24 protein-coding genes are annotated in these 23,612 nt (G+C 56.6%); 11 read left to right on the top strand and 13 right to left on the bottom strand.

All coding sequences use genetic code 11. From position 1 onward, the window contains the following. A complete protein-coding gene (locus tag PAT9B_RS16585) occupies positions 1-1,869 on the bottom strand; it encodes an amidohydrolase (protein WP_013510434.1) in 1,869 nt (622 codons plus the stop codon). 18 nt (positions 1,870-1,887) lie between these two features. Next, entirely contained in the window at positions 1,888-2,448 is a 561-nt protein-coding gene (locus PAT9B_RS16580) for an antibiotic biosynthesis monooxygenase (protein WP_013510433.1), read from the bottom strand. Between the two features lie 122 nt (positions 2,449-2,570). Here PAT9B_RS16580 and PAT9B_RS16575 point away from each other — a divergent pair, with 122 nt between their 5' ends. Further along, a complete protein-coding gene (locus PAT9B_RS16575; RefSeq protein ID WP_013510432.1) occupies positions 2,571-3,479 on the top strand; it encodes a LysR family transcriptional regulator in 909 nt (302 codons plus the stop codon). A 2-nt stretch (positions 3,480-3,481) separates the two neighbouring features. Here the strand turns inward: PAT9B_RS16575 and PAT9B_RS16570 are convergent, their stop codons facing one another. Then, positions 3,482-5,071, bottom strand: a complete 1,590-nt coding sequence (locus PAT9B_RS16570) for an MFS transporter (protein WP_013510431.1) — start codon at positions 5,069-5,071, stop codon at positions 3,482-3,484. Positions 5,072-5,289: 218 nt separating this feature from the next. Here PAT9B_RS16570 and PAT9B_RS16565 point away from each other — a divergent pair, with 218 nt between their 5' ends. Beyond that, entirely contained in the window at positions 5,290-6,111 is an 822-nt protein-coding gene (locus PAT9B_RS16565; RefSeq protein ID WP_013510430.1) for an alpha/beta fold hydrolase, read from the top strand. A gap of 101 nt (positions 6,112-6,212) precedes the next feature. Here PAT9B_RS16565 and treF read toward each other — a convergent pair whose 3' ends face one another. The 4 genes from treF to PAT9B_RS16545 all read right to left on the bottom strand — a co-directional run bounded on the left by treF (position 6,213) and on the right by PAT9B_RS16545 (position 10,812). Next, a complete protein-coding gene (gene treF, locus PAT9B_RS16560; protein ID WP_013510429.1) occupies positions 6,213-7,871 on the bottom strand; it encodes an alpha,alpha-trehalase TreF in 1,659 nt (552 codons plus the stop codon). Between the two features lie 375 nt (positions 7,872-8,246). Beyond that, the gene (locus PAT9B_RS16555; RefSeq protein WP_013510428.1) at positions 8,247-9,350 is read right to left on the bottom strand and encodes an NADH:flavin oxidoreductase/NADH oxidase; all 1,104 of its coding nucleotides are present in this window, start codon (positions 9,348-9,350) and stop codon (positions 8,247-8,249) included. 18 nt (positions 9,351-9,368) lie between these two features. Next, entirely contained in the window at positions 9,369-10,319 is a 951-nt protein-coding gene (locus PAT9B_RS16550; protein WP_013510427.1) for an alcohol dehydrogenase catalytic domain-containing protein, read from the bottom strand. Beyond that, positions 10,312-10,812: a lactoylglutathione lyase family protein gene (locus PAT9B_RS16545; RefSeq protein WP_013510426.1), complete on the bottom strand. Its 501-nt coding sequence runs from the start codon at positions 10,810-10,812 to the stop codon at positions 10,312-10,314. The genes PAT9B_RS16550 and PAT9B_RS16545 overlap by 8 nt, the downstream gene beginning before the upstream one ends. Before the next feature lie 94 nt (positions 10,813-10,906). Here PAT9B_RS16545 and PAT9B_RS16540 point away from each other — a divergent pair, with 94 nt between their 5' ends. Further along, positions 10,907-11,773 carry a LysR family transcriptional regulator gene (locus tag PAT9B_RS16540; RefSeq protein WP_013510425.1) on the top strand — a complete coding sequence of 289 codons (867 nt, stop codon included), beginning with the start codon at positions 10,907-10,909 and terminating at the stop codon, positions 11,771-11,773. A 256-nt stretch (positions 11,774-12,029) separates the two neighbouring features. Here the strand turns inward: PAT9B_RS16540 and PAT9B_RS16535 are convergent, their stop codons facing one another. Then, a complete protein-coding gene (locus PAT9B_RS16535; RefSeq protein ID WP_013510423.1) occupies positions 12,030-12,884 on the bottom strand; it encodes an SDR family oxidoreductase in 855 nt (284 codons plus the stop codon). Positions 12,885-12,985: 101 nt separating this feature from the next. Between PAT9B_RS16535 and PAT9B_RS16530 the strand changes: the two genes are divergently transcribed. After that, positions 12,986-13,357, top strand: a complete 372-nt coding sequence (locus PAT9B_RS16530; RefSeq protein WP_013510422.1) for a helix-turn-helix domain-containing protein — start codon at positions 12,986-12,988, stop codon at positions 13,355-13,357. A 92-nt stretch (positions 13,358-13,449) separates the two neighbouring features. Here PAT9B_RS16530 and yghX read toward each other — a convergent pair whose 3' ends face one another. Next, positions 13,450-14,340 (bottom strand): YghX family hydrolase, encoded by an 891-nt coding sequence (gene yghX, locus PAT9B_RS16525; RefSeq protein WP_013510421.1) that lies wholly within the window; start codon positions 14,338-14,340, stop codon positions 13,450-13,452. 228 nt (positions 14,341-14,568) lie between these two features. On the opposite strand from yghX, the gene PAT9B_RS16520 reads away from it, so the two are divergent. From PAT9B_RS16520 to PAT9B_RS16505, 5 genes are all read left to right on the top strand, one after another. Next, positions 14,569-15,984: a cytochrome ubiquinol oxidase subunit I gene (locus tag PAT9B_RS16520; protein WP_013510420.1), complete on the top strand. Its 1,416-nt coding sequence runs from the start codon at positions 14,569-14,571 to the stop codon at positions 15,982-15,984. Further along, positions 15,981-16,985, top strand: coding sequence for a cytochrome d ubiquinol oxidase subunit II (cydB, locus tag PAT9B_RS16515; RefSeq protein WP_013510419.1), 1,005 nt, complete (start codon positions 15,981-15,983; stop codon positions 16,983-16,985). The genes PAT9B_RS16520 and cydB overlap by 4 nt, the downstream gene beginning before the upstream one ends. Position 16,986: 1 nt before the next feature. Then, on the top strand, positions 16,987-17,133 hold the full coding sequence (locus PAT9B_RS29740) for a DUF2474 domain-containing protein (protein WP_013510418.1): 147 nt from the start codon (positions 16,987-16,989) through the stop codon (positions 17,131-17,133). 251 nt (positions 17,134-17,384) lie between these two features. Continuing rightward, positions 17,385-18,251, top strand: coding sequence for a helix-turn-helix domain-containing protein (locus PAT9B_RS16510; RefSeq protein ID WP_013510417.1), 867 nt, complete (start codon positions 17,385-17,387; stop codon positions 18,249-18,251). Positions 18,252-18,428: 177 nt separating this feature from the next. Further along, positions 18,429-18,638 (top strand): hypothetical protein, encoded by a 210-nt coding sequence (locus tag PAT9B_RS16505; RefSeq protein WP_013510416.1) that lies wholly within the window; start codon positions 18,429-18,431, stop codon positions 18,636-18,638. Here the strand turns inward: PAT9B_RS16505 and PAT9B_RS16500 are convergent. Genes PAT9B_RS16500 through PAT9B_RS16485 form a run of 4 tightly spaced genes read right to left on the bottom strand, consistent with a single transcriptional unit; the run spans position 18,635 to position 22,059 of the window. After that, positions 18,635-19,477, bottom strand: coding sequence for a metal ABC transporter permease (locus PAT9B_RS16500; protein WP_013510415.1), 843 nt, complete (start codon positions 19,475-19,477; stop codon positions 18,635-18,637). The genes PAT9B_RS16505 and PAT9B_RS16500 overlap by 4 nt on opposite strands. Beyond that, positions 19,458-20,330 carry an iron/manganese ABC transporter permease subunit SitC gene (gene sitC, locus PAT9B_RS16495; RefSeq protein ID WP_013510414.1) on the bottom strand — a complete coding sequence of 291 codons (873 nt, stop codon included), beginning with the start codon at positions 20,328-20,330 and terminating at the stop codon, positions 19,458-19,460. Before sitC ends, PAT9B_RS16500 begins: the two co-directional genes overlap by 20 nt. Positions 20,331-20,332: 2 nt before the next feature. Continuing rightward, positions 20,333-21,154 carry a manganese/iron ABC transporter ATP-binding protein gene (locus PAT9B_RS16490; RefSeq protein WP_013510413.1) on the bottom strand — a complete coding sequence of 274 codons (822 nt, stop codon included), beginning with the start codon at positions 21,152-21,154 and terminating at the stop codon, positions 20,333-20,335. Positions 21,155-21,156: 2 nt separating this feature from the next. Next, on the bottom strand, positions 21,157-22,059 hold the full coding sequence (locus PAT9B_RS16485) for a metal ABC transporter substrate-binding protein (protein ID WP_013510412.1): 903 nt from the start codon (positions 22,057-22,059) through the stop codon (positions 21,157-21,159). 373 nt (positions 22,060-22,432) lie between these two features. Between PAT9B_RS16485 and PAT9B_RS16480 the strand changes: the two genes are divergently transcribed. After that, positions 22,433-22,876, top strand: coding sequence for a heme-binding protein (locus PAT9B_RS16480; RefSeq protein ID WP_013510411.1), 444 nt, complete (start codon positions 22,433-22,435; stop codon positions 22,874-22,876). Positions 22,877-22,886: 10 nt separating this feature from the next. Continuing rightward, positions 22,887-23,612, top strand: a complete 726-nt coding sequence (locus PAT9B_RS16475) for an SDR family NAD(P)-dependent oxidoreductase (protein WP_013510410.1) — start codon at positions 22,887-22,889, stop codon at positions 23,610-23,612.

Genomic DNA, 23,612 nt, shown 5'->3' with positions numbered 1-23,612 from the left:
TTAAAACGCAAAGCAGGAACAGCCCAGCGCACCCCAGAAGGCGTTGTTATCGGACACGGGCACTGATGACTGACGCGCAACATCATGGGCATGGCTGTGCACGCCGCACGGCCCGCTGCATTGATGCACTTTCGGCATCATCGCGGCACGACCCGCAGCCTGCGGTGGCGCGCTACGGTAATGACCCGGCACGGTCACCACCGGCGACCACTCTGGCAACACCGGCACCGGTGGGGGAGCCAGCGGGGTAAAGCGACCTGCCGCATACACCACATTGCCATCGACGAGGGTCAGCACCGATTCAATCCCTTTGATCTCCTCTTCCGCCACGCTGAAGAAATCTTTCGACAGCAGCACCAAATCTGCCAGTTGGCCGACTTTTATCTCTCCTTTGGCATGTTGTTCACTGGAGAACCAGGCGCTGCCTTTGGTCCACAGCATCAGCGCGGTTTCACGGTCGAGACGGGCGTTATCATCATACAGCTGCATGCCGCCGACGGTACGGCCAGAGACCAGCCAGTAAAGCGCAGTCCACGGGTTGTAGCTGGCGACTCGGGTGGCATCGGTGCCCAGCCCCACCGGGACCTCCGCATCCAGCATCCGCGCTACCGGCGGCGTCTGTTTGGCGGCTTGCTTGCCATAGCGATCGACAAAATACTCCCCCTGGAAGGCCATGCGGTGCTGCACCGCGATGCCGCCGCCTAACGCTTTGACGCGCTCAATATTGGCTTCGGTGATGGTTTCGGCGTGATCGAAGAACCAGTGCAGGCCATTAAACGGAATGTCGCGGTTCACTTTCTCGAACACATCCAGCATGCGGCTGATCGATTCGTTATAGGTGGCGTGCAGACGGAACGGCCAGCGATGCTCCACCAGATGCCGTACCACGCGTTCCAGCTCATCTTCCATCCCGGGGGCCAGATCCGGGCGCGGTTCGAGGAAGTCTTCAAAATCGGCCGCCGAGAACACCAACATTTCGCCCGCACCGTTGTGCCGCAGGAAATTGGTGCCCTGGCCGGGCTTCAGCATATCGGTCCATTTTTCAAAGTCTTCCAGCTCATGACCGGGGCGCTGGGTAAACAGGTTATAAGCGATACGCACCGTCAGCTGCTTTTTGGCGTGCAGCTCAGAAATCACATCATAATCATCCGGGTAGTTCTGGAAGCCACCGCCAGCGTCAATGGCGCTGGTCAGGCCAAGACGATTCAGCTCGCGCATAAACTGGCGGGTGGAGTTGACCTGCTGCTCCAGCGGCAGTTTCGGGCCTTTCGCCAGGGTTGCGTACAGCAGCATGGCGTTAGGGCGGGCGATCAGCATGCCGGTCGGATTACCGTTGCTGTCGCGCTGGATTTCGCCACCCGGCGGGTTGGGCGTGTCTTTGGTGTATCCCACCACTTTCAGTGCCGCGCGATTCAGTAATGCGCGATCGTACAGATGCAGGATAAACACCGGTGTGTCCGGTGCGGCCGCATTGATTTCATCCAGCGTCGGCATGCGACGTTCGGCAAACTGGAATTCGGTCCAGCCGCCCACCACGCGCACCCACTGCGGTGAAGGTGTGCGCAACGCCTGCTCACGCAACATCCGTAGCGCATCCGCCAGTGACGGCACGCCTTCCCAGCGCAGTTCGAGATTGTAGTTCAGACCGCCGCGAATCAGGTGCAGGTGCGAGTCATTCAGGCCCGGGATGCCGGTATGGCCTTTGGCATCGATGATTTGTGTGTCGTTACCGGCAAAGCGCATTACCTCGGCTTCGCTGCCTACGGCAAGGAATTTACCGTCTTTAATCGCCACAGCGGTTGCCAGCGGATTGGCGCGGTCAACGGTGTGAAACTTACCGTTGGTCAAAATCAGTGAAGCGGTCGTCATGTTCCTTCTCCTGTCAGATTATGCGTTGCGGCCAATCAGCCACTGTTTTAACACGCGGGTCAGCAGTGGCATCCACAGGAAAACCACTAAAGCCACGACGCTGGCATTATCGAGAAAATTCCCCCACAGCGTGCCGTGGCTCACCGGCAACACCGTATTCCAAAACCAGGGGACCAGATTGGCTGAGGGAAAAATCACCCCCAGCGTGAGTAAGTATTGTTTCCATTTGGCCGGTTTGACCTGGCCTTTTTGCGTCGGGGTAAACCAGAAAGCGGCACCGGGGCGAACTTCAATATGTTCCGGCTGTGCCAGGATGGCCGGGAGTTCCCTGACCAGTTCCTGACGGGCAGGCGATTTCAGCCAGGCGTACAGCTCATCCATACCCACAAAGCGAATCAGTACGGTGTAGGCGTTGTCGCCGTGCACCGGACGCAGCACGTTCACGCCGAGATGTCCCGGAAAGCTGGCCGCCTGCGGCATGATGGTTTCCAGCCACTTTTCATAGTCGGCCTGTTTTTCCGGCTGGATGCTGTGTGTAATCACCAGCGTGACGTGATGAGCCTGTTGTGGGTAATTCATGATTGATTCCTCGCTGGTGAAAGTACTTGCGTCGTTGAGGAAAAAAATACGAAATGAGAGCGTTTATTGATAACGGATTGTTTTTGGGTTGTTGTTCAACAAATTTTGGGGAGGCGGTTGGAATGCGTTTAAACCTCGAGGCGCTGCTGATTCTGGATGCGCTCGATCGTCATGGCACCTTTGCGGCTGCGGCGGCACGGCTATTTAAAACCGCGTCGGCGCTGAGCTATACCGTGCAGAAGATGGAGAGTGATCTCAAAATCACGCTGTTGGATCGCTCTGGTCATCGCGCCACCTTTACACCAACCGGGCGTCTGATGCTGGAAAAAGGCCGGACGCTGCTGCGTGCGGTAAATGAGCTGGAGCAACAGGCACGCTACGTGGAGAGCGGTTGGGAGAGTCAATTGGTGATCAGCGTAGATGCCTCGGTGCCGTTTAGCCTGCTGACGCCGCTGATTGATGAGTTTTATCAGCAGCATTCGCATACCCAGCTGCAATTCCGTCATGACGTGCTGGCGGGGTGCTGGGAAGCGCTGCATTACGGCGAGGCGGATATCGTGTTTGGCGCGGTACAGGAACCGGCCACGCGAAAAGAGATTGGCTGTCAGGCGCTGGGCTGGCTGGAATACGTGTTTGCCGTCGCGCCAGAGCATCCACTGGCTGCCGCGCCGGAACCGCTGTTGCGCGAGCAAATCCGCCAGTATCGCGCGGTGACGGTGCATGATTCATCACGCCATGGGGCGGGGATGGATTTGCGCGTGCTGGATGAGCAGAAGACCCTGAGCGTGCATGATTTTCCGTCTAAGTTACAGGCACAGCTCGCCGGTTTAGGCTGCGGCTACCTGCCGCGTTACCTGGCGGAACCGCATCTGCGCAGCGGGGCGCTGGTGGAACGTCAGCTCGACAGTGAGTGCCGACGCGACATGGCCTATCTGGCGTGGAATGAAAGCGCCAACGGTAATGCCGCCAGCTGGTGGCGTGAGCGCTTACTCACGCTACCGGGGCTGCACGACATTTACCTGCCAGCCTGAGATTAGATAGAAATATGGTGGCTGACCTGTGGCGGTTCGTCACCCTGATGATATTGCAGCACCGCCTGTTGCAGCGCCACATCGGCACGCGAGACGCGCTGGTGTTGGCGCAGGTGTTCTTGCCATGACTCCACCAGGAACCACTCCAGCAGCGCGGTGGGGTCATCGCTCTGTTCCATCAATCCCCAGGCATAGGCCCCATCACGACGGCGCGCGGCGGCCAGTTTGCGCATGGCGCGTTTGAAGTCGGCACGATCGGACTGCGGCACCTGGTAGCGCACCTGAATCATTACCGGGCCGCGATGGCCATTCATCTCACCGCTGACCTCCGGGTCAGCCCAATGTTGTGCCGGTTGCAGATCCGCTTCACCGGCAGGCAGCACCAGACGTTTCAGCAGCAGGGCGGTGATCAGCAGCAAGCCACCGGCCAGCAACAGCGCCTGGGCCAGCCCGATATGCTGGGCAATTAAGCCCCATGCCAGGCTACCACCTGCCAGCGTCCCGTTGAACACCATCAGATAGACCGCCAGGCCACGTCCACGTACCCAATCCGGCAACACCGCCTGTGCCACACCGTTCAGGGTGGTGAGGGCGATGATCCAGCCAATGCCGAGCAACACCATCAGCAGCAGTGCCAGCCACTGTGCCGGACTGATTGCCAGCGCCAGCATCACGCCAGCACTGAGCACGGCGGAGAGCAGCAACAGGCCATCATTGCCCATCTGCCGACGCAGACGTGGCAACAGCAACGCGCCGCCTATCGCCCCGACACCGACCGCGCCGAGCAGCAGACCGTAGAACCCGGCAGTACCTTGCAACATATTACGCGCGACCAGCGGCAGCAGCGCCCACACGGCGCTGGCGAAGGCGAAGTACAGCGCTGCGCGCAGCAGAACGCGGTGTAAATCGCGGCTGGCACGCACATAACGCAGCCCGGCACGGAAGGCACCAAAGAAGTGTTCATTGAGCTCGGTTTTCGCTTTCGCCGGACGTTTCCAGTACAGCAGCGCGGCGACCACGAAGAAGTAACTGGCGACATCTGCGCCGTAGGCCGCCATCGCGCCAAAGCTCGCCAGCAGCAAACCGCCGGTGGCCGGCCCAATAGCGCGGGCGATATTGATACCGAGGGAGTTAAGTGCCACGGCGTTTTTCAATTCGTGGCGCGGCACCAGCTCCGGCACAATCGCCTGCCATGCCGGGCCAAACAGCGCGGCCCCGATGCCGCCCATAAAGGTCAGACCGATCAGCCATTCAGTGGTCAGCCAGTTGTTGTGTGACAGCACCAGCAGGGTGCCACTGACGCTCGCCATCAATATCTGCACAGCAATCAACAGGCGACGACGGTCAACAATATCGGACAGCACGCCAGCAGGCAGTGCCAGCAGAAACACCGGCAGCGTGGCGGCAGTTTGCATCAGGGCGACGGCGGCAGGGTTATCCGACAGCCCGGTCACCAGCCAGGCGCTGGCGACATCACGGATAAAGCTGCCGGTGTTACCCAATACCGAGGCGGTCCAGATCAGGGCAAATAGCCCGTAGGCAAAGGGGGAAAAAGCACTGTTGCGCACGGGGGCGGTTGGGGGCTGGCTCATGGTCATTCTCCAATGAAGGTTGCGATGTCTGCACCTTACGAACCCAGAGCGTAGGTTGATAGCGGAAAAAATCGGCCATCTTGTCCAGGCTTTTTTGACAGCTTAGAAGCGCAAAAAAGTTTGAACAAGTCGTCAAAATCTCTGCTTTAGGTTTTTCCCACCTCACAGGGTAGTTTGATTAGCGAGACACAACATCACTCACCTGACGGAGAAAAATTATGAGCACTTTCAAGACTAAAGACGGCGTAAACCTGTACTACAAAGATTGGGGCAAAGGTCAACCGGTGCTGTTCAGCCACGGCTGGCCGCTGGATGCTGACATGTGGGACAGTCAGATGAATTTCCTGGCGGAACGTGGCTACCGGGTGATTGCGTTTGACCGCCGTGGCTTTGGTCGCTCTGAACAACCGTGGGAAGGTTATGACTACGACACCTTCGCCGACGATATTCATGGCCTGATTGAGCATCTGCAACTCAGCGATGTCACGCTGGTGGGCTTCTCCATGGGCGGAGGTGATGTATCGCGTTACCTTGGCCGCTATGGTAGCGCGAAGGTGAAAGGATTGGTGCTGCTGGGCGCGGTCACCCCTATTTTTGGCAAAACCAGCGATCATCCGGAAGGGGTGGAAAGTGCGGTATTTGACGGCATTAAAGCGGGATTACGTCAGGATCGTGCGCAATTTATTAAAGATTTCGCGGTGCCTTTTTATGGGACCAATGCCGGACAGACGGTGTCTGATGGCGTCATGATCCAGACACTGAATATCGCGCTGCTGGCCTCACTGAAAGGTACGTTGGATTGTGTTACGGCGTTTTCCGAGACCGATTTCCGCGCCGATATCGCCAAAGTGGATGTGCCGACACTGGTGATCCACGGTAGCAATGACCAAATCGTGCCGTTCGAAGCCACCGGTAAGCTGGTGCACGAGATGATTAAAGGGTCTGAGCTGAAGGTGTATGAGAATGGCCCGCACGGCTTTGCGGTGACGCATCAGGATCAGCTGAATGCGGATCTGCTGGCGTTTTTACAACGCAACTAAAACCCGCGCGATGAATCGCTAAAAACTTGCGCGATGAATCGCGCCGCTACGGGGATCCTGCAAACATCGTGTAGCGGCGCGGTTTACCGCGTTTATAGATATCAATCTGCCAGCAAATGCCCGTACATCGCCATCAGGCGACGGGTGACACCGTTAGTCCAGCCAAAACCATCCTGTAACGGATACTCACCACCGCCCCCCGGACGGGCGCGATCGCCGCTGATGTCATACTTCTCCACCAGCTTATGATGCAGTGCATAGAAGTTTTTCACCGTGGTTAGCCAGTTCACCGCAATCTCGGTTGCCAGCGTCTCTTCACCGTAATTGTTCAGGCCGACAATCGCCATCCATTGCAGCGGCGCCCAGCCGTTAGGTTTGTCCCACTGCTCGCCGCTTTCCACCATCGAGGTGACCAGGCCACCCTGGGTCAGCAGCAATTGACGCAGCGCCACCGCCTGCAAATGTGCCTGTTCCGGTGTGGACAGGCCGAGGAACAGCGGCACTACCGCAGCGGCGGTGAAGGCACCAAACCGTTGGCGACGCCAGTCGTAATCACGATACACCCCAGCGGTTTTATCCCACAGATAGCGGTGGATCGCGCGTTTACGTATCTCGGCTTTCTTCTGCCACGCCAGCGCCGTCAGCTCCTCGCCTTTAGCGTGTGACAAGGTGGAGATCATCAACTCCAGTTTGTAGAGAAACGCGTTCAGATCAACCGGGATGAACTGCGTGGTGCGAATACTCGCCAGGCGATGGGGATCGCGCAGCCAGCGCGATGAGTAATCCCAGCCGGACGCGGCACCGGCACGCAAATCGCGATAGACCTCATTGGCCGGACGGCGTGATTTGCTGGCGGTTTCCACATCTTCAATCCAGGACTCATCGCGCGGCGTGTCGCGGTCGTCCCAGTAGCGGTTGAGCAGCGAACCATCGGGCATACGCACCACATGGCGGTACGCCTGATCGGGCATCAGCGAACCGGCCCCGTCCATCCAGAACTGGTACTCCTTCATCAGATGGTCGAGATAGCGTTTCGCACCGCGAATGCCGTCTTCCTCAAACAACTCCACCATCAACGCAAACACCGGCGGCTGCGAACGGCTGAGATAATAGGTGCGGTTACCGTTCGGTACGTGACCGTAGTTATCAATCAGCCACGCGAAGTTATCCGCCATATCACGCAGTAAATCGTCACGACCGCTCTCCGCCAGGCCGAGCATGGTGAAATAAGAATCCCAATAGTAAGTCTCACCAAAGCGGCCGCCCGGTACCACGTAGGGTTTTGGCAGCGGCAGCAGCGACGAGTGCGGCATATGTTGCTGCGGCATTTTAGTTAACACCGGCCACAGCTCATCAATATGTTCTGTCAGGGTTTTATCCGGGTTCGACACATAAAAACTTTCATGGTGCTGCGGCAGATAAAAATGATCATGTACGAACGTAGCGAGATCGAATTCGGCCGCGCGTTTCCGGCGGCGATAGCGGATTAATATATCCAGCGGATCATATTTTGGCGCGCAATCAGGAAAGGTTTTGCTGTCGGCAAATATACGCGACATCTGTACATGCTCGAAAAGCTCCAGATAACGATCGGCAGGCGTCAGCGCATCCGGGGCGGGCAGGCCTTCAATCAGCTCTGGCTCCGGCTCCGAATCCTCCATGCCTTCAAGTATTAACTCGTGAGGATCGTATTGATACTCCAGTTCAGCATCAGTACGTTTTTCCTCGAACGCATTATTTTGCTGGTGGTTAGTATTAATAGCGGCCTCCTGAAAAGTCCGGTTTGCACAAAGTCCAAATTATAGATCTCTCATCCCTCAGGGCAACAATGCGAAATATCTATGAACGTAATAAATCATGTCGATTGATCGGCTATTTTGACGATTTTTCAGCGATAACAACGCTCTATATTTCAGGAAATGAAAGCAGTATCTGAAATGAAGCTATAAATAAGCGGGCAGAATTATCTGTAAATAAGAAAATCGCTACGGGCAGGCAAAATCAGGTGGAAAATATTGATCAAATGATGGCAAACGCAGCGGCAAACCCGTAGCGGCGCGATTTATCGCGCAGTTCCGCGCGCTGTGCCGGAAAAAACGCGCGATAAATCGCGCCGCTACGGTTGGTGTTAAAACTTAATCTTCACTGACCCTGTAGCGCTCCAGCCAGTGTGCATAAGGTGCCGGTAGTACCCACGACGGCGCATCTTTACCCAGCGCCAGCGCAGCATGATACGGCCAGTGCGGGTTTTTCAGGTGGGCACGCCCCACCATCACCAGATCCAGCTGACCTTGTTCAATGGTGGCATTGGCGATGTGCGGGGTATCAATCCCCCAGGCGGATGCGACCGGAATAGCGGCTTCGCGGCGCACACGTGCAGCAATCGGGGCCATAAACGGACTGCCCCAGGGAATATTGGCATCCGGGGTAGAGAAGCCCATGCTGACGCTCAATAGATCCAACCCGTTGCTGCGCCAATATTGGGTCAGAGTAATGGCTTCCTGCATCGTCTCTTCGTCGCGGCCATCAAACTCCAGCACGCCAAAACGCGCGGTCAGCGGCAGGTTTTCCGGCCACACCTCACGCACCGCATCAAAGGTTTCGCGCAGGAAACGGCTACGGCCAACGGCATCGCCGCCATATTCGTCGCTGCGCTGATTGGCGTGAACCGAGAAGAAGCTCTGTGCCAGATAGCCGTGGGCGAAGTGCAACTCCAGCCATTCGAAACCGGCGTCACGCGCACGTTTGGCGGCGCTGACGAAATCATCACGCACGCGTTTGATGTCATCCAGCGTCATGGCTTTCGGCACGCGCGGCAGGTTGTTACCAAAGGCGATGGCCGACGGCGAGAGGGTTTCCCAGCCGTTGGCATCATGTTCCGCGATATGATCGTCACCTTCCCACGGCTTATTAGCGCTGGCTTTACGGCCGGCATGACCAATCTGGATGCCCGGCACCGCACCTGCGGCTTTAATCTCCCGGGCGATACGCGCCAGTTTTTCGGCCTGAGTGTCGTTCCAGATGCCCAGACAGGCCGGAGTAATGCGGCCTTCCGGCGAGACTGCGGTGGCCTCAACAATCACCAGACCGGCTCCGCCGCGTGCCTGGCTGCTGTAATGGACGTAGTGCCACTCGTTACTCAGGCCATCAATGGCGCTGTACTGACACATCGGTGGTATCGCGATACGGTTACGCAGCGTCACGTCTTTGAGCGTGAACGGAGAAAATAACCCTGACATAACAACCCCTTAATTTGGTTAAAGCACAATAATCTGTTTGCCGCTGAAGTTACGATGCTGTAACGCCTGCAACTGGGCCGGGAGCTGGTCGTAAGGAAAATGCAGCAGTAACTCGCTGTGTAAGGTTCCCTGTGCGATTTGCGCCAGCATCCGTTCACCTTGCTGCGTTAACGCGTGCCATTGCGCCGCGTCACCATGCTGATGCAACGCGCCCAGCGCCACTTCGTGCAGCGATAACGCGCGCCCGAACGGCGAGCAAGGCCACTGCTCGACCCGGCCCTGAATGCACACCAGATGGCCGTTCGCCAGCAACAGATCGGCCAGGCTTGCAGCGTGTTCCGGGCTGATGGCATCAATCACGGCATAGAAGCGCGCTGCATTGTGCCGGGGATCGCTCACCGTGCACTTCGCCCCCAGTGCTTGCAGCCGTGAAAAGTGGCGCTCGCTGCTCTGTGTTGTCACCGCAAAACCGCGAGCCTGTGCCAGTTGCACCAGAAAATGCCCGACGGAACCGCCGGCACCGGCAATCAACAACGGTGCACCGGGTTGTGTGGGCACTTTCTCAATCGCCTGCCAGGCGGTGAGCGCCGGGCAGGGGAAGGCGGCGGCGGTGGCGAAATCGATGGCGTCCGGGATACGCAGCAACACCTGGGCGGCGATCGGCGTGAATTCGGCAAAGCTACCGGGACGTTGCAGGCTCTGGTGATAAGCCACGCGCGCGCCAAGCCAGCGTTGATCGACTTCGGGGCCAATTGCCACCACGGTGCCTGCACCATCTACGCCAGGTACCTGGCCGATCTGGCTGTCGAGCACCTTCCAGTCCACCGGATTGAGGCCAATCGCCGCGTTCTGTACCAGCACATCGCCGGGTGCTAAGGATTCAGTCGCCAGATAGCGATCCTGCAAGTCATTTGGCGTGTTGCCACCCTGCCATACCCAACCGCGCCAGTCCTCTGGCACATTAAACATAGGCACCTGCCGAGTAGGTCAGCTCATAGCTGTGGCTGTAGATCTCAATGATGTTGCCGAACGGATCTTCCATATACACCATGCGGTACGGCTTCTCGCCGGGGAAATATTCACGCACCGGCATACGCTGTTTGCCGCCAGCGGCGACGATTTTCGCAGCCAGACCCTCGACATCCGGATCCTGGACGCAGAAATGGAACACGCCGGTTTTCCAGTACTCGAAATTGTTCTCAGGTTTTTCTGCCGCTTTGAACTCAAAGATTTCCACGCCAACACGGTCGCCGGTGGAGAGATGCGCGATGCGGAATTTCTCCCAGCCACCGCCAAATACATCACTGCACATCACGCCAATGGCGGAATCATCTTCCTGAATTTCGGTCGGCGGCATAATCAGATACCAGCCCATCACTTCGGTGTAAAACTTGACGGCAGCGTCGAGATCGGTGACCGACAGGCCGATATGAGAAAAGGTACGTGGGTAAGGAGCAGTCATCTGCGTTCTCCATTTGTCGAAAAGATCTACAGGCTACTGCGCAATATGTATAATGAAAACAGTGATTCGGTTATAGGTTTTATAAAATTTCATTATGTTCAATCCACAATGGTTAAAATCCTTCGCTATGCTGGCGGAGCTGGGAAGTTTTACGGACAGCGCAGATCGGCTGGGGATTACCCAGGCGGCGGTGAGCCAGCATATCCGCCATCTGGAGCAGCAACTGGGGCCACTCATCCTGCGCAGCAAACGGCCGCTGGAGCTGACACCCGCCGGGCTGGCGCTGCTGGATTATTGCCAGGAAGTGGATCGCGCCCAGCGCCATCTGACGCTGCGTTTAAGCGAGGAAGACGTGACCTGTGGCGAAGTCAGCCTGATTTCGCCGGGCAGCATTGGCTTGCGCCTCTACCCGCTGCTGCTGGAACTACAGCAGCAGCACCCGGATCTCAGTATTCGCCATCGTTTTGCACCGGATAGCGAGGTCATTGATGCGGTGCTGCATAACCGCTACGAGATGGGACTGGTGACGCAAAAGCCGGATGACAAGCGGCTGGTGGCGGAGAAATTTGCCGAGGAGCCACTGGAGTTGGTGGTGCCTGCCGGGGTGAAGATCCACAGTTGGGCGGATCTGGACACGCTGGGCTATATCGATCACCCCGATGGTCAGGCGATGGCGACACGTTTGCTGAGCCGCCGTTTTCCCGGCAATCCGGGAGTGCGGAATCTACCGCAACGTGGTTTCAGCAATCAGATCAGTTTGATCCTTGAACCGGTGGCGCGCGGCCTGGGTTTTGCGGTGCTCCCGCAGTCGGCACGGCTGGCGTTTGCCCGGCAAGCGCATATTCAGGTGGAGAGTTGCGGCGTGTCGCTGGTGGATACCATCTGGTTGATCCATCGCGCCGAGTGGCCGCTGTCGGGACGTGCGCAGCAGGCACTGCGCTGGCTGGAGGGCAAGGTGTGATGGCCCTCACCCTAACCCTCTCCCGCAAGCGGGAGAGGGGATACATTGGCATATTGCACATTTCCTTCTCCCGCAAGCGGGGGAGGGGATACATTGGCATATTGCACATTTCCTTCTCCCGCAAGCGGGGGAGGGGATAGATTGGCATATTGCACATTTCCTTCTCCCGCAAGCGGGAGAAGGGATAGATTGGCATATTGCACATCTCCTTCTCCCGCTTGCGGGAGAAGGCCGGGATGAGGGCAACAGCCAGCACTTATTTCGCTAACGCAGCCTTGATGACTTCCGCGTAACCGGTCGTCGGACGACCAATCAGCGTGCTCAGGGTTTTACTGTTATCAAACAACCCGCCCTGCGCAGCACCGGCATCAGAATCCGCCAGCATCTCGGCCAGTCCGTCCGGTAAACCTGCGCCTTTCAGCGCCGCTGCGAAGTCTGCCTGCGGCAGGTTGACATAATCCACCTTCTCGCCGGACTGTTTAGCAATCTCTGCCGCGAATTCTGCCAGCGAATAGCTGTCGTCACCCGCCAGTTCATAGATTTTACCTGCCTGATCGTCACGGCTGATCACTTCCGCCGCCGCTGCCGCATAGTCAGCTCGCGCCGCCGAGGCGATGCGGCCTTCACCGACCGAACCGATAAACGCATGGTGCGCCAGTGCCGGAGCGATGCTGGCAGCATAGTTTTCGGTGTACCAGCCGTTGCGCAGCAGCGCGAAGGGAATGCCGGAAGCTTTTAGCTGCGCTTCAGTGGCACGATGCTCGACACCAAGACCGAGCGGCGTGGTATCCGCATGTAGCAGGCTGGTGTAAGCAATAAAACCCACGCCTGCCGCTTTGGCCGCGTCAATCACCGCTTTATGCTGCGCTTCACGCTGGCCCACTTCGCTGGAGGAAATCAGCAGCAGTTTGTCCACACCAGCAAAGGCCGTTTTCAACGTCTCTGGCTGGCTGTAATCCGCGGTACGCAGCGTCACGCCCAGCGCCGCCAAATCGGCAGCCTTCTCTGGCGAGCGAACGGCGGCAATCACTTCACTGGCCGGGACTTTTTTCAGTAACGCGTTAATCACTAAACGGCCAAGCTGACCGGTGGCACCTGTAATCGCAATCATGTTGTTCTCCTTCAGTTTGAACTGGTATGTCATCAGGTTAGGAGATAAACTAACTTTTAGTAAGTACTTACAGATTTGTTAGTTTGGCGAGATAACGTTAAATGTCTGAAAACCTGAGTGAAAAATTTAGTCGCGGTGAGTTGCTTAACGTTAACTGTCCGTCACGCGAAGTGCTGAAGCGCATTACCAGCCGCTGGAGTGTGCTGGTGCTGCTGGCGCTGCGCGAGGAAACCCTGCGTTTTAGCGAACTGCGGCGCAAGATTGGCGGCGTCAGCGAGCGTATGCTGGCGCAGACGCTGCGCTATATGGAAGAAGATGGATTTGTGCAACGCATCGCTTATGACGTGGTGCCGCCCCATGTGGAATATCACCTCACTGAGCTGGGGCGAGAGGTGGAAGGGCAGGTGGTGGGTCTGGCTGACTGGCTGGAGAGCAACCTGCACCGGATTCTGGATGTGCGTGACAATATCTGATGAGCGTAGCGGCGCGATTTATCGCGCAGTTCCGGGTGCGGTGCCAGAAAATCCGCGCGATAAATCGCGCCGCTACGCCAGTGCGGAATGGGTTAACCGTGCAAATACTTTTCAAACCAGCCTAATGTGCGGCTCCACGCCAGTTCGGCTGCTGCTTTGTCGTAACGCGGTGTCGAATCATTGTGGAAACCGTGGTTTACCCCAGGATAAATATACGCCTCATACACTTTATGATTGGCTTTCAGCGCCGCTTCATACGCAGGCCAGCCCTCATTGATGCCTTTATCCAGTTCGGCATAATGCAGCAGGAGCGGAGCCTGAATACGTGGGACATCTTCCGCCTTCGGCTGGCGGCCATAAAACGGCACCGCGCAGGCCAATTCCGGAAAGGCCACGGCAGCCGCATTGGCCACCCCGCCGCCGTAACAAAAACCGGTGATCCCGACTTTGCCGGTCCCGGCTTCGTGATGCATCAGAAAATCCACCGCCGCGAAGAAGTCGTTCATCAGTTTGACCGGGTCGATCTTCGCCTGCATGGCTTTGCCTTCTTCATCGTTACCCGGATAGCCCCCCACTGAACTCAGCCCATCCGGCGCCAGGGCGATATAGCCTGCTTTAGCCACGCGGCGTGCCACGTCTTCAATATAGGGATTCAGGCCGCGATTCTCATGCACCACCACCACGGCTGGCACCTTGCCACTGACTTTGGCCGGACGCACCAGATAACCGCGCACGTCGCCGTGGCCTTGCGGCGAGGGGTAGTGGATGTACTCCGGGACGATATCGGGGTCGGTGAATTCTACCTGCTGCGCCAGGGCATAATTCGGGCTCATCGCGCTGAGCAGCGCCGCACCCGTCATCCCGGCGATGGTGAACTTTGCGGCCAGCGCGATGAACTCGCGTTTGCTGATTTTGCCGTGGGCGTAATAGTCGTAAAGCTCCAGCAGTTCCTGCGGAAAATCCTGTGCGGTAAGACGTGTCATAATCTCTCCTTCGCTGATTAACCAGATGGTATTGCCGCTCTAACAAAGCACAGCTTTTAACCTCTGGCAAATCGCATGCCGCAGAGGGTTAATAACCTTTTACCCTGCTGGCAAAGTTGAATAAGCCTGCTTTGTTATAGTTTTATCGACCCCCACTGTTTATTTCTGTTTTCACTACTTCCTTTTACAGTTGTGTTCCCTTTCTCTGTTCTGGTGAAGAAGTAAGCAATGTTTGGATTAGATGCCTTTCACCTGGCGAGGATACAGTTCGCGTTTACTGTCTCCTTTCATATCATTTTCCCGGCCATCACCATCGGTCTCGCCAGCTTCCTGGCGGTGCTGGAAGGTCTATGGCTAAAATCCCGTAATGAGACCTATCGCGATCTCTACCATTTCTGGTCCAAAGTCTTTGCCGTCAATTTCGGCATGGGCGTAGTTTCTGGTCTGGTGATGGCGTATCAGTTTGGCACCAACTGGAGTGGCTTCTCGCAGTTCGCGGGCAGTATCACCGGTCCACTGTTGACCTATGAAGTCCTGACCGCCTTCTTCCTCGAAGCCGGTTTCCTTGGTGTGATGTTATTTGGCTGGAACCGCGTTGGGCCGGGCCTGCACTTTTTTGCCACCTGCATGGTTGCGCTGGGCACCATCATCTCTACCTTCTGGATTCTGGCGTCCAACAGCTGGATGCACACCCCGCAGGGTTACATCATTCAGAACGGTATCGTGGTGCCACAGGATTGGCTGAAAATCATTTTCAACCCCTCGTTTCCGTACCGCTTGCTGCATATGTCGACCGCGGCGTTCCTTGCCAGCGCCTTTTTTGTTGGTGCCTCAGCGGCCTGGCATCTGTTAAAAGGCAATGACAATCCGGCCATTCGTAAGATGTTTTCCATGGCGCTGTGGATGGCGCTGATCGTTTCGCCGATTCAGGCGATGATCGGTGACGCACATGGCCTGAACACCCTTGAACATCAGCCCGCGAAAATCGCGGCGATTGAAGGGCACTGGGAAAACCCGCCAGGTGAAGCCACGCCGCTGATTCTGTTTGGCATCCCGGATATGGAGCAGGAGCGCACCAAATACGCGCTGGAGATCCCTTACCTCGGCAGCCTGATTCTGACCCATAGCCTCGACAAACAGGTTCCGGCGCTGAAGTCCTTCCCGAAAGAAGACCGCCCGAATTCCACCGTGGTGTTCTGGTCGTTCCGCGTGATGGTGGCGCTGGGCCTGCTGATGATTACCCTCGGTATGGTCAGCCTGTGGTTGCGCTTCAAAGGGCGGCTGTATCAGTCACGTCCGTTCCTGTGGTTTGCGCTGTTGATGGGACCTTCGGGCCTGCTGGCGATTCTGGCGGGCTGGTTTACCACGGAAATTGGTCGTCAGCCGTGGGTGGTGTATGGCGTGCAGCGCACCATAGATGCGGTATCCGCGCATGGCGATCTGCATATGAGCATTAGCCTGCTGGCGTTTATCCTGGTGTACTGCTCCGTGTTCGGTGTGGGGTATGTCTACATGATGCGTCTGATCAAGCAGGGGCCAAAAGTGGGGGAAGGTCACGATGTGAACCCGGGAGGCCCGGGCCAGAGCAACACCCCGGCACGTCCACTTTCTGCGGTTTCTCATCAGGAAGGAGGCCTTAAATGATCGACTTTTCAATCATTTGGTTTGCGATCATCGTTTTCGCCATTCTGATGTATATCGTGATGGATGGCTTTGATCTTGGTATCGGCCTGTTGTTCCCGTTCAACAAAGATGCGGTTGAGCGCGACATCATGGTTAACACCGTTGCGCCGGTCTGGGACGGCAACGAAACCTGGCTGATCCTCGGGGGCGCCGGGCTGTACGGGGCGTTCCCGCTGGCCTATTCGGTGATTGCCGATGCGTTGACCATCCCGCTGACGGTGATGCTGATTGGCCTGATATTCCGTGGTGTGGCGTTCGAGTTTCGCTTTAAAGCCACCGAATCGCACCGTCCATTCTGGGATAAAGCCTTTATTGGCGGTTCGATTCTCGCCACCTTCAGCCAGGGAGTGTCGGTGGGGGCCATTATCAACGGTTTCCCGGTCAGTGGCCGTACCTTCGCCGGTGGCCCCATGGACTGGCTGGCACCGTTCCCGCTGTTCTGCGGTGTCGGTCTGGTGGTGGCGTATGCGCTGCTCGGCTGTACCTGGTTGATTATGAAAACCGAACATGACCTGCATCGTAAGATGTCCGCGCTGGCAACGCCGCTGGTGATCGCGCTGCTGGTGATCGTCGGCATTATCAGCCTGTGGACGCCGTTCAGCCATGAAGCCATTGCCCAACGTTGGTTCACCCGTCCAAACCTGTTCTGGTTCCTGCCGGTTCCGGTGCTGGTACTGGTGTGTGCATGGGGCATTGTGCGCGGCATCAAACGCGAAGCGCATTACAGTCCGTTCCTGCTGACTTTGCTGCTGATTTTCCTCGGCTTTTCCGGCCTGGGGATTAGCGTATGGCCCTACATCATTCCCCCTTCCATCACTATCTGGCAGGCGGCGTCTCCGGCAATCAGCCAGGCGTTTATGCTGGTGGGCGGGTTGCTGATTATCCCGGTGATCCTGGTGTACACCTTCTGGAGTTACTACGTCTTCCGGGGAAAAGTGAAAGCCAACGAGGGATATCACTGATATGTCAGGACACACTGAAGTGAAAGCGCCACTCTGGAAGCGGGTGATGTGGCTGGTGATTATTTACGGCGCAAGCGTGCTGGCACTCGGTGTGGTGGCATCGCTGTTTCGTATGATGATGACGGCCGCAGGGATGCGATCGCATTGATGAAAAACGTAGCGGCGCGATTTATCGCGCGTTTTTTTCTGACATCGCGCGCGAAATTGTGCGATAAATCGCGCCGCTACGTGATCTGTGTCAGCATTCATTGCTGGCGAAAATATTAGCGAACTAAGCAATTAATGCTTTTCCCGTTACGCTTTCTTTACTCTTCCTTACATTCATAATACGTTTTTGTTATATTTATGTGACCGATAACGCAAATTCTGCGTCCCCTTTCCTTTCGATCATCACAGAAAATGCTCAGCCTGACTCTGAAAAAACAGTACATCAACGATTTGGTGGACTGGATTGAAGCGAACCTGACCGACGAACTCAATATCGATCTGATTAGCCTGAAATCCGGTTATTCCAAATGGCACATGCAACGCATGTTCAAAGAAATGACCGGACAAACGCTGGCGTCATACACCCGTAAGCGTCGTCTGACCATGTCAGCGATGGCGCTGCGTCTGACACGTATGCCGCTGATTGATATCGCCGTGCGTTTTGGTTTTGATAACCAGCAGAATTTCACTCGCGTGTTCAAAAACCATTTCTCGCTGACGCCGGGGGCATATCGCCGCATTCCGGAGCTGCAGTTAAAAGATTTCCACAGTCGCATTCCCACGCAGCATCGCTGGGTTGACGTGCGGCTGGCGGAGAAGCCTGAACTGCGCCTGTGTGGTGAAGTGATTGAATGGGAATGTCGCTTTGGTGAATACATCCACGATCATGGCGACGTAGTCGCCCAACACGCGCGCGATTTCGTGGCCTTTGCCGGACAGCACGTCAACAAAGGCTGGCTGGGCTTTCAGTTCAGTCCGGGGGAAGGTTCCGCCGATCAGCAACATATCAGCCTGTTTCAGGCGCTGGAAAGTCAGCATGGCGATGTGCTGCCGAGCAATGTGGTGAACTGGACCGGCGAAAGCGGTCTGTATGCGGAAATTGACTGGCAGGGGGCACCGGAACAGATCAACGCCTTTACCGCCGATATGTACTACATCCATCTGCCCGCATTGGGTGTCGCCCGGCGAGAAGGTAAAGATCTGCTGCGTCTCGATCTGCAAAACAGCACCCCGGATTTATTAACCGGCACCTTCTTCATCCCGGTGACTGCCGGATAATGCATAAATCGTGCGGTTATCTGTGATAAACCGCACGATTTTATAAAATACTTCCCCTGAGCGGCGTAAAATTCTCCATCGAAACCTGATCCCCCGCGTAAAACCCTGACGCCCCTGAATCAGGCTGAATAATCACCTGCATTCCTGGTCCAGCCCGGACCACTAAAGAGAAGAAAAATGATGCGACTTATACCGTTGTTCCTTGTGACAGCGCTGACCGCGTTTTCGGCTATTGCTGGCGCTCAGCTCTCCGAACCGTTCTCACCGCCAGCCGGTTTGCACCCGCACCAGACTTGCCAGCAGCATGAAATTTCGGGGGATAACCCGTTACCGCAGAACAATGGCGGCATGCTGGAGTGTGGTCACAACGACGCGCTGCAAAACTAAGTTTGCAGCGTTTGCCGTTCAGCGCGCCGCGCCAGCAGGCTGGCACGGATAAACGCGACGATAAACACCAGGGCAAATAACACCACAATGGTCGGCGCAGGTGCGCTATCCAGATAAAACGACAGATACACGCCGCTGAGCGAAACCAGCACCGCTATCGTCACCGCCACCAGCAACGCGTGTGAAAAGCGTTGGGTCAGCAACAGCGCAATCGCCCCTGGCGCAATCAACAGTGATACCGACAGAATAATGCCCACCGCCTTCATGGTGGCGACGATGGTTAACGCGACCATACACAGCAGGCCGTAATGCAACCAGCCGGTGCGTAATCCGCTGGCCTGGGCTTGTTGTGGATCGAAGCAGAACAGCAAAAAATCCCGCCATTTCACTGCCATGATCAGCAGAATCACCGCCGCGATAAGCGTGGTTTGCACCATGTCTGCGAGGGTAATACCCAACATATCGCCAAACAGGATGTGATCCAGATGCACCTCCGGTTTGGCGGCAATATACAAAATCAGCCCGACCGCGAACATGCCGGAGAAGACAATGCCCATCACCGTATCCTGCTTGATGCGACTGTTGTCCTTCAGATAACCACTGGCGACGGCACAAAATACCCCGGCAACAAACGCCCCCAGTGCCAGCGGCAGGCCGAGTATCCACGCCAGCACAATCCCGGGAAACACCGCATGGCTCATGGCATCGCCCATCAAGGCCCAGCCTTTCAGCACCAGAAATACCGATAACAACGCGCAGGGAATCGCCACCACCAGCGCAATCAACAAGGCCTGGTTCATAAAAGCAAACTGGAAAGGTTCAAGCAGCAACGTCAGCATCGACATCCTCCTGATGGCTGCGTGCGCGTCGGCGTTGCGCCAGCAGACCCTGTTGCGGGGCGAAGATAAACGCCAGTAAAAACAACAGCGTTTGCGCCACTACGATGATACCGCCCGTGGCGCCGTCAAGGTAATAGCTGGCCCAGGCACCCAGAAAGCTGGTGACGCTACCGATGGTAACGGCGATAGCCAGCAGACGCGGGAAACGATCGGTCAGCAGCCACGCAGTCGCTCCCGGCGTGACCACCAGGCAAATCACCAGAAATGCACCGACAGTTTGCAGCGCTGCGACGGTAGAGAGTGCCAGCAGGGTGAAAAACAACAGTTTCAGCCGCTGCGGATGCAGCCCGATGGCGCGCGCATGGTTCTCATCAAAAAAGGTCACCAGCAGATCTTTCCATTTGAAAAACAACACACTAATGGAGACTGCGCCAATCAACGTCAGTTGCAGGATATCGGCGGGGGCGATGGCGAGAATGTTGCCTAATACAATGGTTTGGATATTCACCGCGGTTGGGTTAAGCGACACCATAAATAGCCCGAGGCCGAAGAACGAGGAAAAAATCAGGCCGATAATGGCGTCTTCTTTCAGGCGGGTTCGTTGGTTGAGGAACAACATACTGCCTGCCGCCAACCCTCCCGAGAGAAAGGCACCGAGAGCAAAGGGTAAACCGAGCATATAGGCACCGGCGACGCCGGGCACGATGGAATGCGACAGCGCATCACCAATCAGCGACCAGCCTTTCAGCATCAAATAGCAGGAGAGAAAGGCGCACAAGCCGCCGACCAGCGCCGACACCCACATGGCGTTCAGCATATATTGGTAGCTGAAGGGTTCCAGTAGCCATTGCATCGTCAGACCCTCTCGCTGCCCGGTGGCAGAGGTGACACAAACGGGCGCTCATCATCGGTGATAATACGGTCTTCTGAACCGTTCAGCACCACATGGCGCAGCACTCCGCTGAAGGCGCGCTCAAGATTTTCCGCCGTAAAGGTGGTGGCGGTGGGGCCGCTTGCCAGCACCGTGCCTTTCACCATTACGGTGTAATCACAAAACTCAGTGACGGAACCGAGGTTATGGGTTGATACCAGCATGGTTTTGCCCTCGTCACGCAGCTCACCCAGCAGGCTGATGATCTTCGCCTCGGTCTGCACATCGACCCCGGTGAAAGGCTCATCCAGCAGGATGACTTCTCCTTGCTGCGCAATGGCTCGTGCCAAAAACACGCGTTTTTTCTGACCACCGGATAGCTCGCCAATCTGGCGCTGACGGAAGGCCAGCATATCAACCCGTTCCAGGGCGGCATTGACGATAGCGTGATCGCGCGCTTTGGCGATGCGCAGCGTCCCCATATGGCCATACCGTCCCATCATTACCACGTCTTCAACCAGCACTGGAAAGGACCAGTCAACTTCTTCGGCTTGTGGCACGTAAGCGACCAGATTGCGCCGCAACGCCTGGCGCGTGGGCATGCCGAGAATGCGGATCTCCCCCTGTGCCAGACGCACAAAGCCCATCACCGCCTTAAACAACGTCGATTTACCGGAACCGTTAACCCCGACCAGCGCGGCGATCGAGCCGCCAGGCACGCTGAAATTGGCTTCACGTAGCGCGGTATGCCCGTTACGGTAAGTGACGCTGACCGCAGCAGCGGTAATCGCTGGCACCTGTGTCATGACTACTCCTTGATACCGTCTTGGATACCCTGCACCAGGGTGCGGGTGGTGACGTTGAGCAGGTCGATATAGGTCGGTACCGGGCCATCAGGGCCGCTCAGCGAATCGACATACAACACGCCACCGTAATGCGCGCCCGTCTCGCGAGCCACCTGACGCGCGGGTTTGTCTGATACCGTGCTTTCACTGAACACCGCAGGGATGTGTTCCGCACGCACGCGGTCAATCACCCGACGTACCTGCTGCGGTGTGCCTTGCTGATCGGCATTGATGGGCCATAGATAGAGTTCTTTCAGCCCTAAATCGCGCGCCAGATAGGAAAATGCGCCTTCGCTCGATACCAGCCAGCGTTTATTTTCTGGCAGCTGTGCCACCTGCTGACGCAGCGGTTGCAGCGTATCAGTGATTTTTTGTTTGTAAGCGGCGGAGTTGCGCTGATAGATCGCCGCATTGTCTGGATCGTATTTCACCAGCGCGTCGCGAATATTATCGACGTAAATCAGCGCATTATCGGGTGACATCCAGGCATGAGGATTGGGTTTACCGTTGTACGGGCCTTCGGTGATGCCCATTGGCGTCACGCCCTGGGTGACGATAACTTCGGGCACATCTTTTAAGTGCTGATAAAAACGACGGAACCACAATTCAAGGTTCATACCGTTAGCGAGAATCAGTTGGGCACCCTGGGCGCGTTTAATATCGCCCGGCGTCGGCTGATATTCATGAATTTCTGCTCCCGGTTTGGTGATCGAACTGACCTCAGCGGCATCCCCGGCGACATTTTTCGCCATATCGGCGATCACGGTGAAGGTGGTGATGACCTTTAGTTTTTCGCTGGCCATCGCGCCCGGGGTGAACAACGTACTCAGCAGCGTGCCAAGCACTATTCCTCTCATCATTTTCATACCGTCAGTCCTGAAGTGATTGAAAAACGCTCTAATATAGCAACTGCTATACTTTATAGCAGTTGCTATTGAAATGAGAAAGGTCTGCTGTGTAAAGCTGTGTATGCGCGGGCGTTGTGAAGTAAACAGGTTGCACTTCTCCTTCTCCCGCTGGCGGGACAAGGCCGGGATGAGGGAATCAGTCTGCACGAAATTCCGCGCGATAAAACGCGCCGCTACGAATGCCCGGATATATCTTCTTACGCGGAATAGCATTTTTCGGCATTGCGCTTAAGATATATCATAACTATTCTGACGGCGTCAGATGAGAATGAGTTTCGCTTTCATATTTGATTCATGCGTGGGCCTCTGACGCCCGACGCGAGGCAAAATAATGGAAAAAAAACCTGAATCGACCAGCGCAGTGCTGGCCCAGACGTATCACTCGATTTCGCTGGCGGCGGCGCGCACCGTTATCTCGGCAGCGCTGGCAACCGCCGCACAACATGGCTGGCATATCAGTGTGGCAGTGGTGGACCGCGCCGGTGAGTTGGTCAGTCTTGACCGCAGCGATGCGGCAATTGGTATCAGCCCCAGTGTCGCACAGGGTAAAGCGCGCACCGCCGCATTGCTGCGCGCCCCCTCGAAAGAGTTTGAGAGTTTTATCAACAGCGGCAGCCCCAGCTTTCTCGCGACACCAGGCGTGACGCCGCTGGAAGGGGGCATTCCGCTGTGGCTGCATGGTGAAGTGATCGGTGCGGTCGGTGTGAGCGGAGCACACGGTGCGAACGACTCGCTGGTGGCTGAACTGGCGGCTGAAGCGCTGGCCGCCTTCTAAGGAGTAGGGAATGGCATCATTACAGGGCAAACATCTGGTGGTGATTGGCGGCAGCTCCGGCATCGGCTTGCAGGTGGCGCAACGGGCGGCAGAGCAGGGCGCGCAACTGACGATTCTCGGACGTAACGCTGAGCGTCTGGCACAGGCGCAAGCCACGCTGACACAGCAGGGCGCTGAGGTGGCGACGCTAACCGTCGATGCGCATGATCATGACGCACTGCGCAGTGCGTTTAAACAGCTTGCTGACTTCGACCATCTGGTCTCGATGGTTGGCGATGCCATGGGCGGCGGTTTCCTCAGCGCCGACATGGCGCTGATTGAGAAAGTGATTTACTCGAAATTCCTCACCAATGTGCTGATTGGCAAACTGGCGGCAGAAAAAGTGCGGGCGGGCGGTTCTCTGACCTTTACTGCCGGTACGGGTGGTCGCGCCCAGGATGCCTGCGCCAGCTATGTCGGGAATCAGGGCATTGTGTCACTGGCACAAGGACTGGCGGTGGAACTGGCACCCAAAGCACGGGTGAATTGTGTTGCGCCCACCTGGACGGTGACACCGTTCTGGCGGCAGCAAGCGGCGGAACAGGTGGAACAGACCCGCCAGCATTTTGCTGAAATTATTCCACTGGGCCGTACCGCAGAAATTGGCGAACTCGCCAGCGCTTATCTGTTCTTAATACAAAACGATTTTATTACCGGACAACAAATCGCGGTGGACGGCGGCATTATGCTCCGCTGA

The organism is Pantoea sp. At-9b, from assembly GCF_000175935.2.
Taxonomy (GTDB): domain Bacteria; phylum Pseudomonadota; class Gammaproteobacteria; order Enterobacterales; family Enterobacteriaceae; genus Pantoea.
This window is presented reverse-complemented; position numbering and strand designations above follow the sequence as displayed.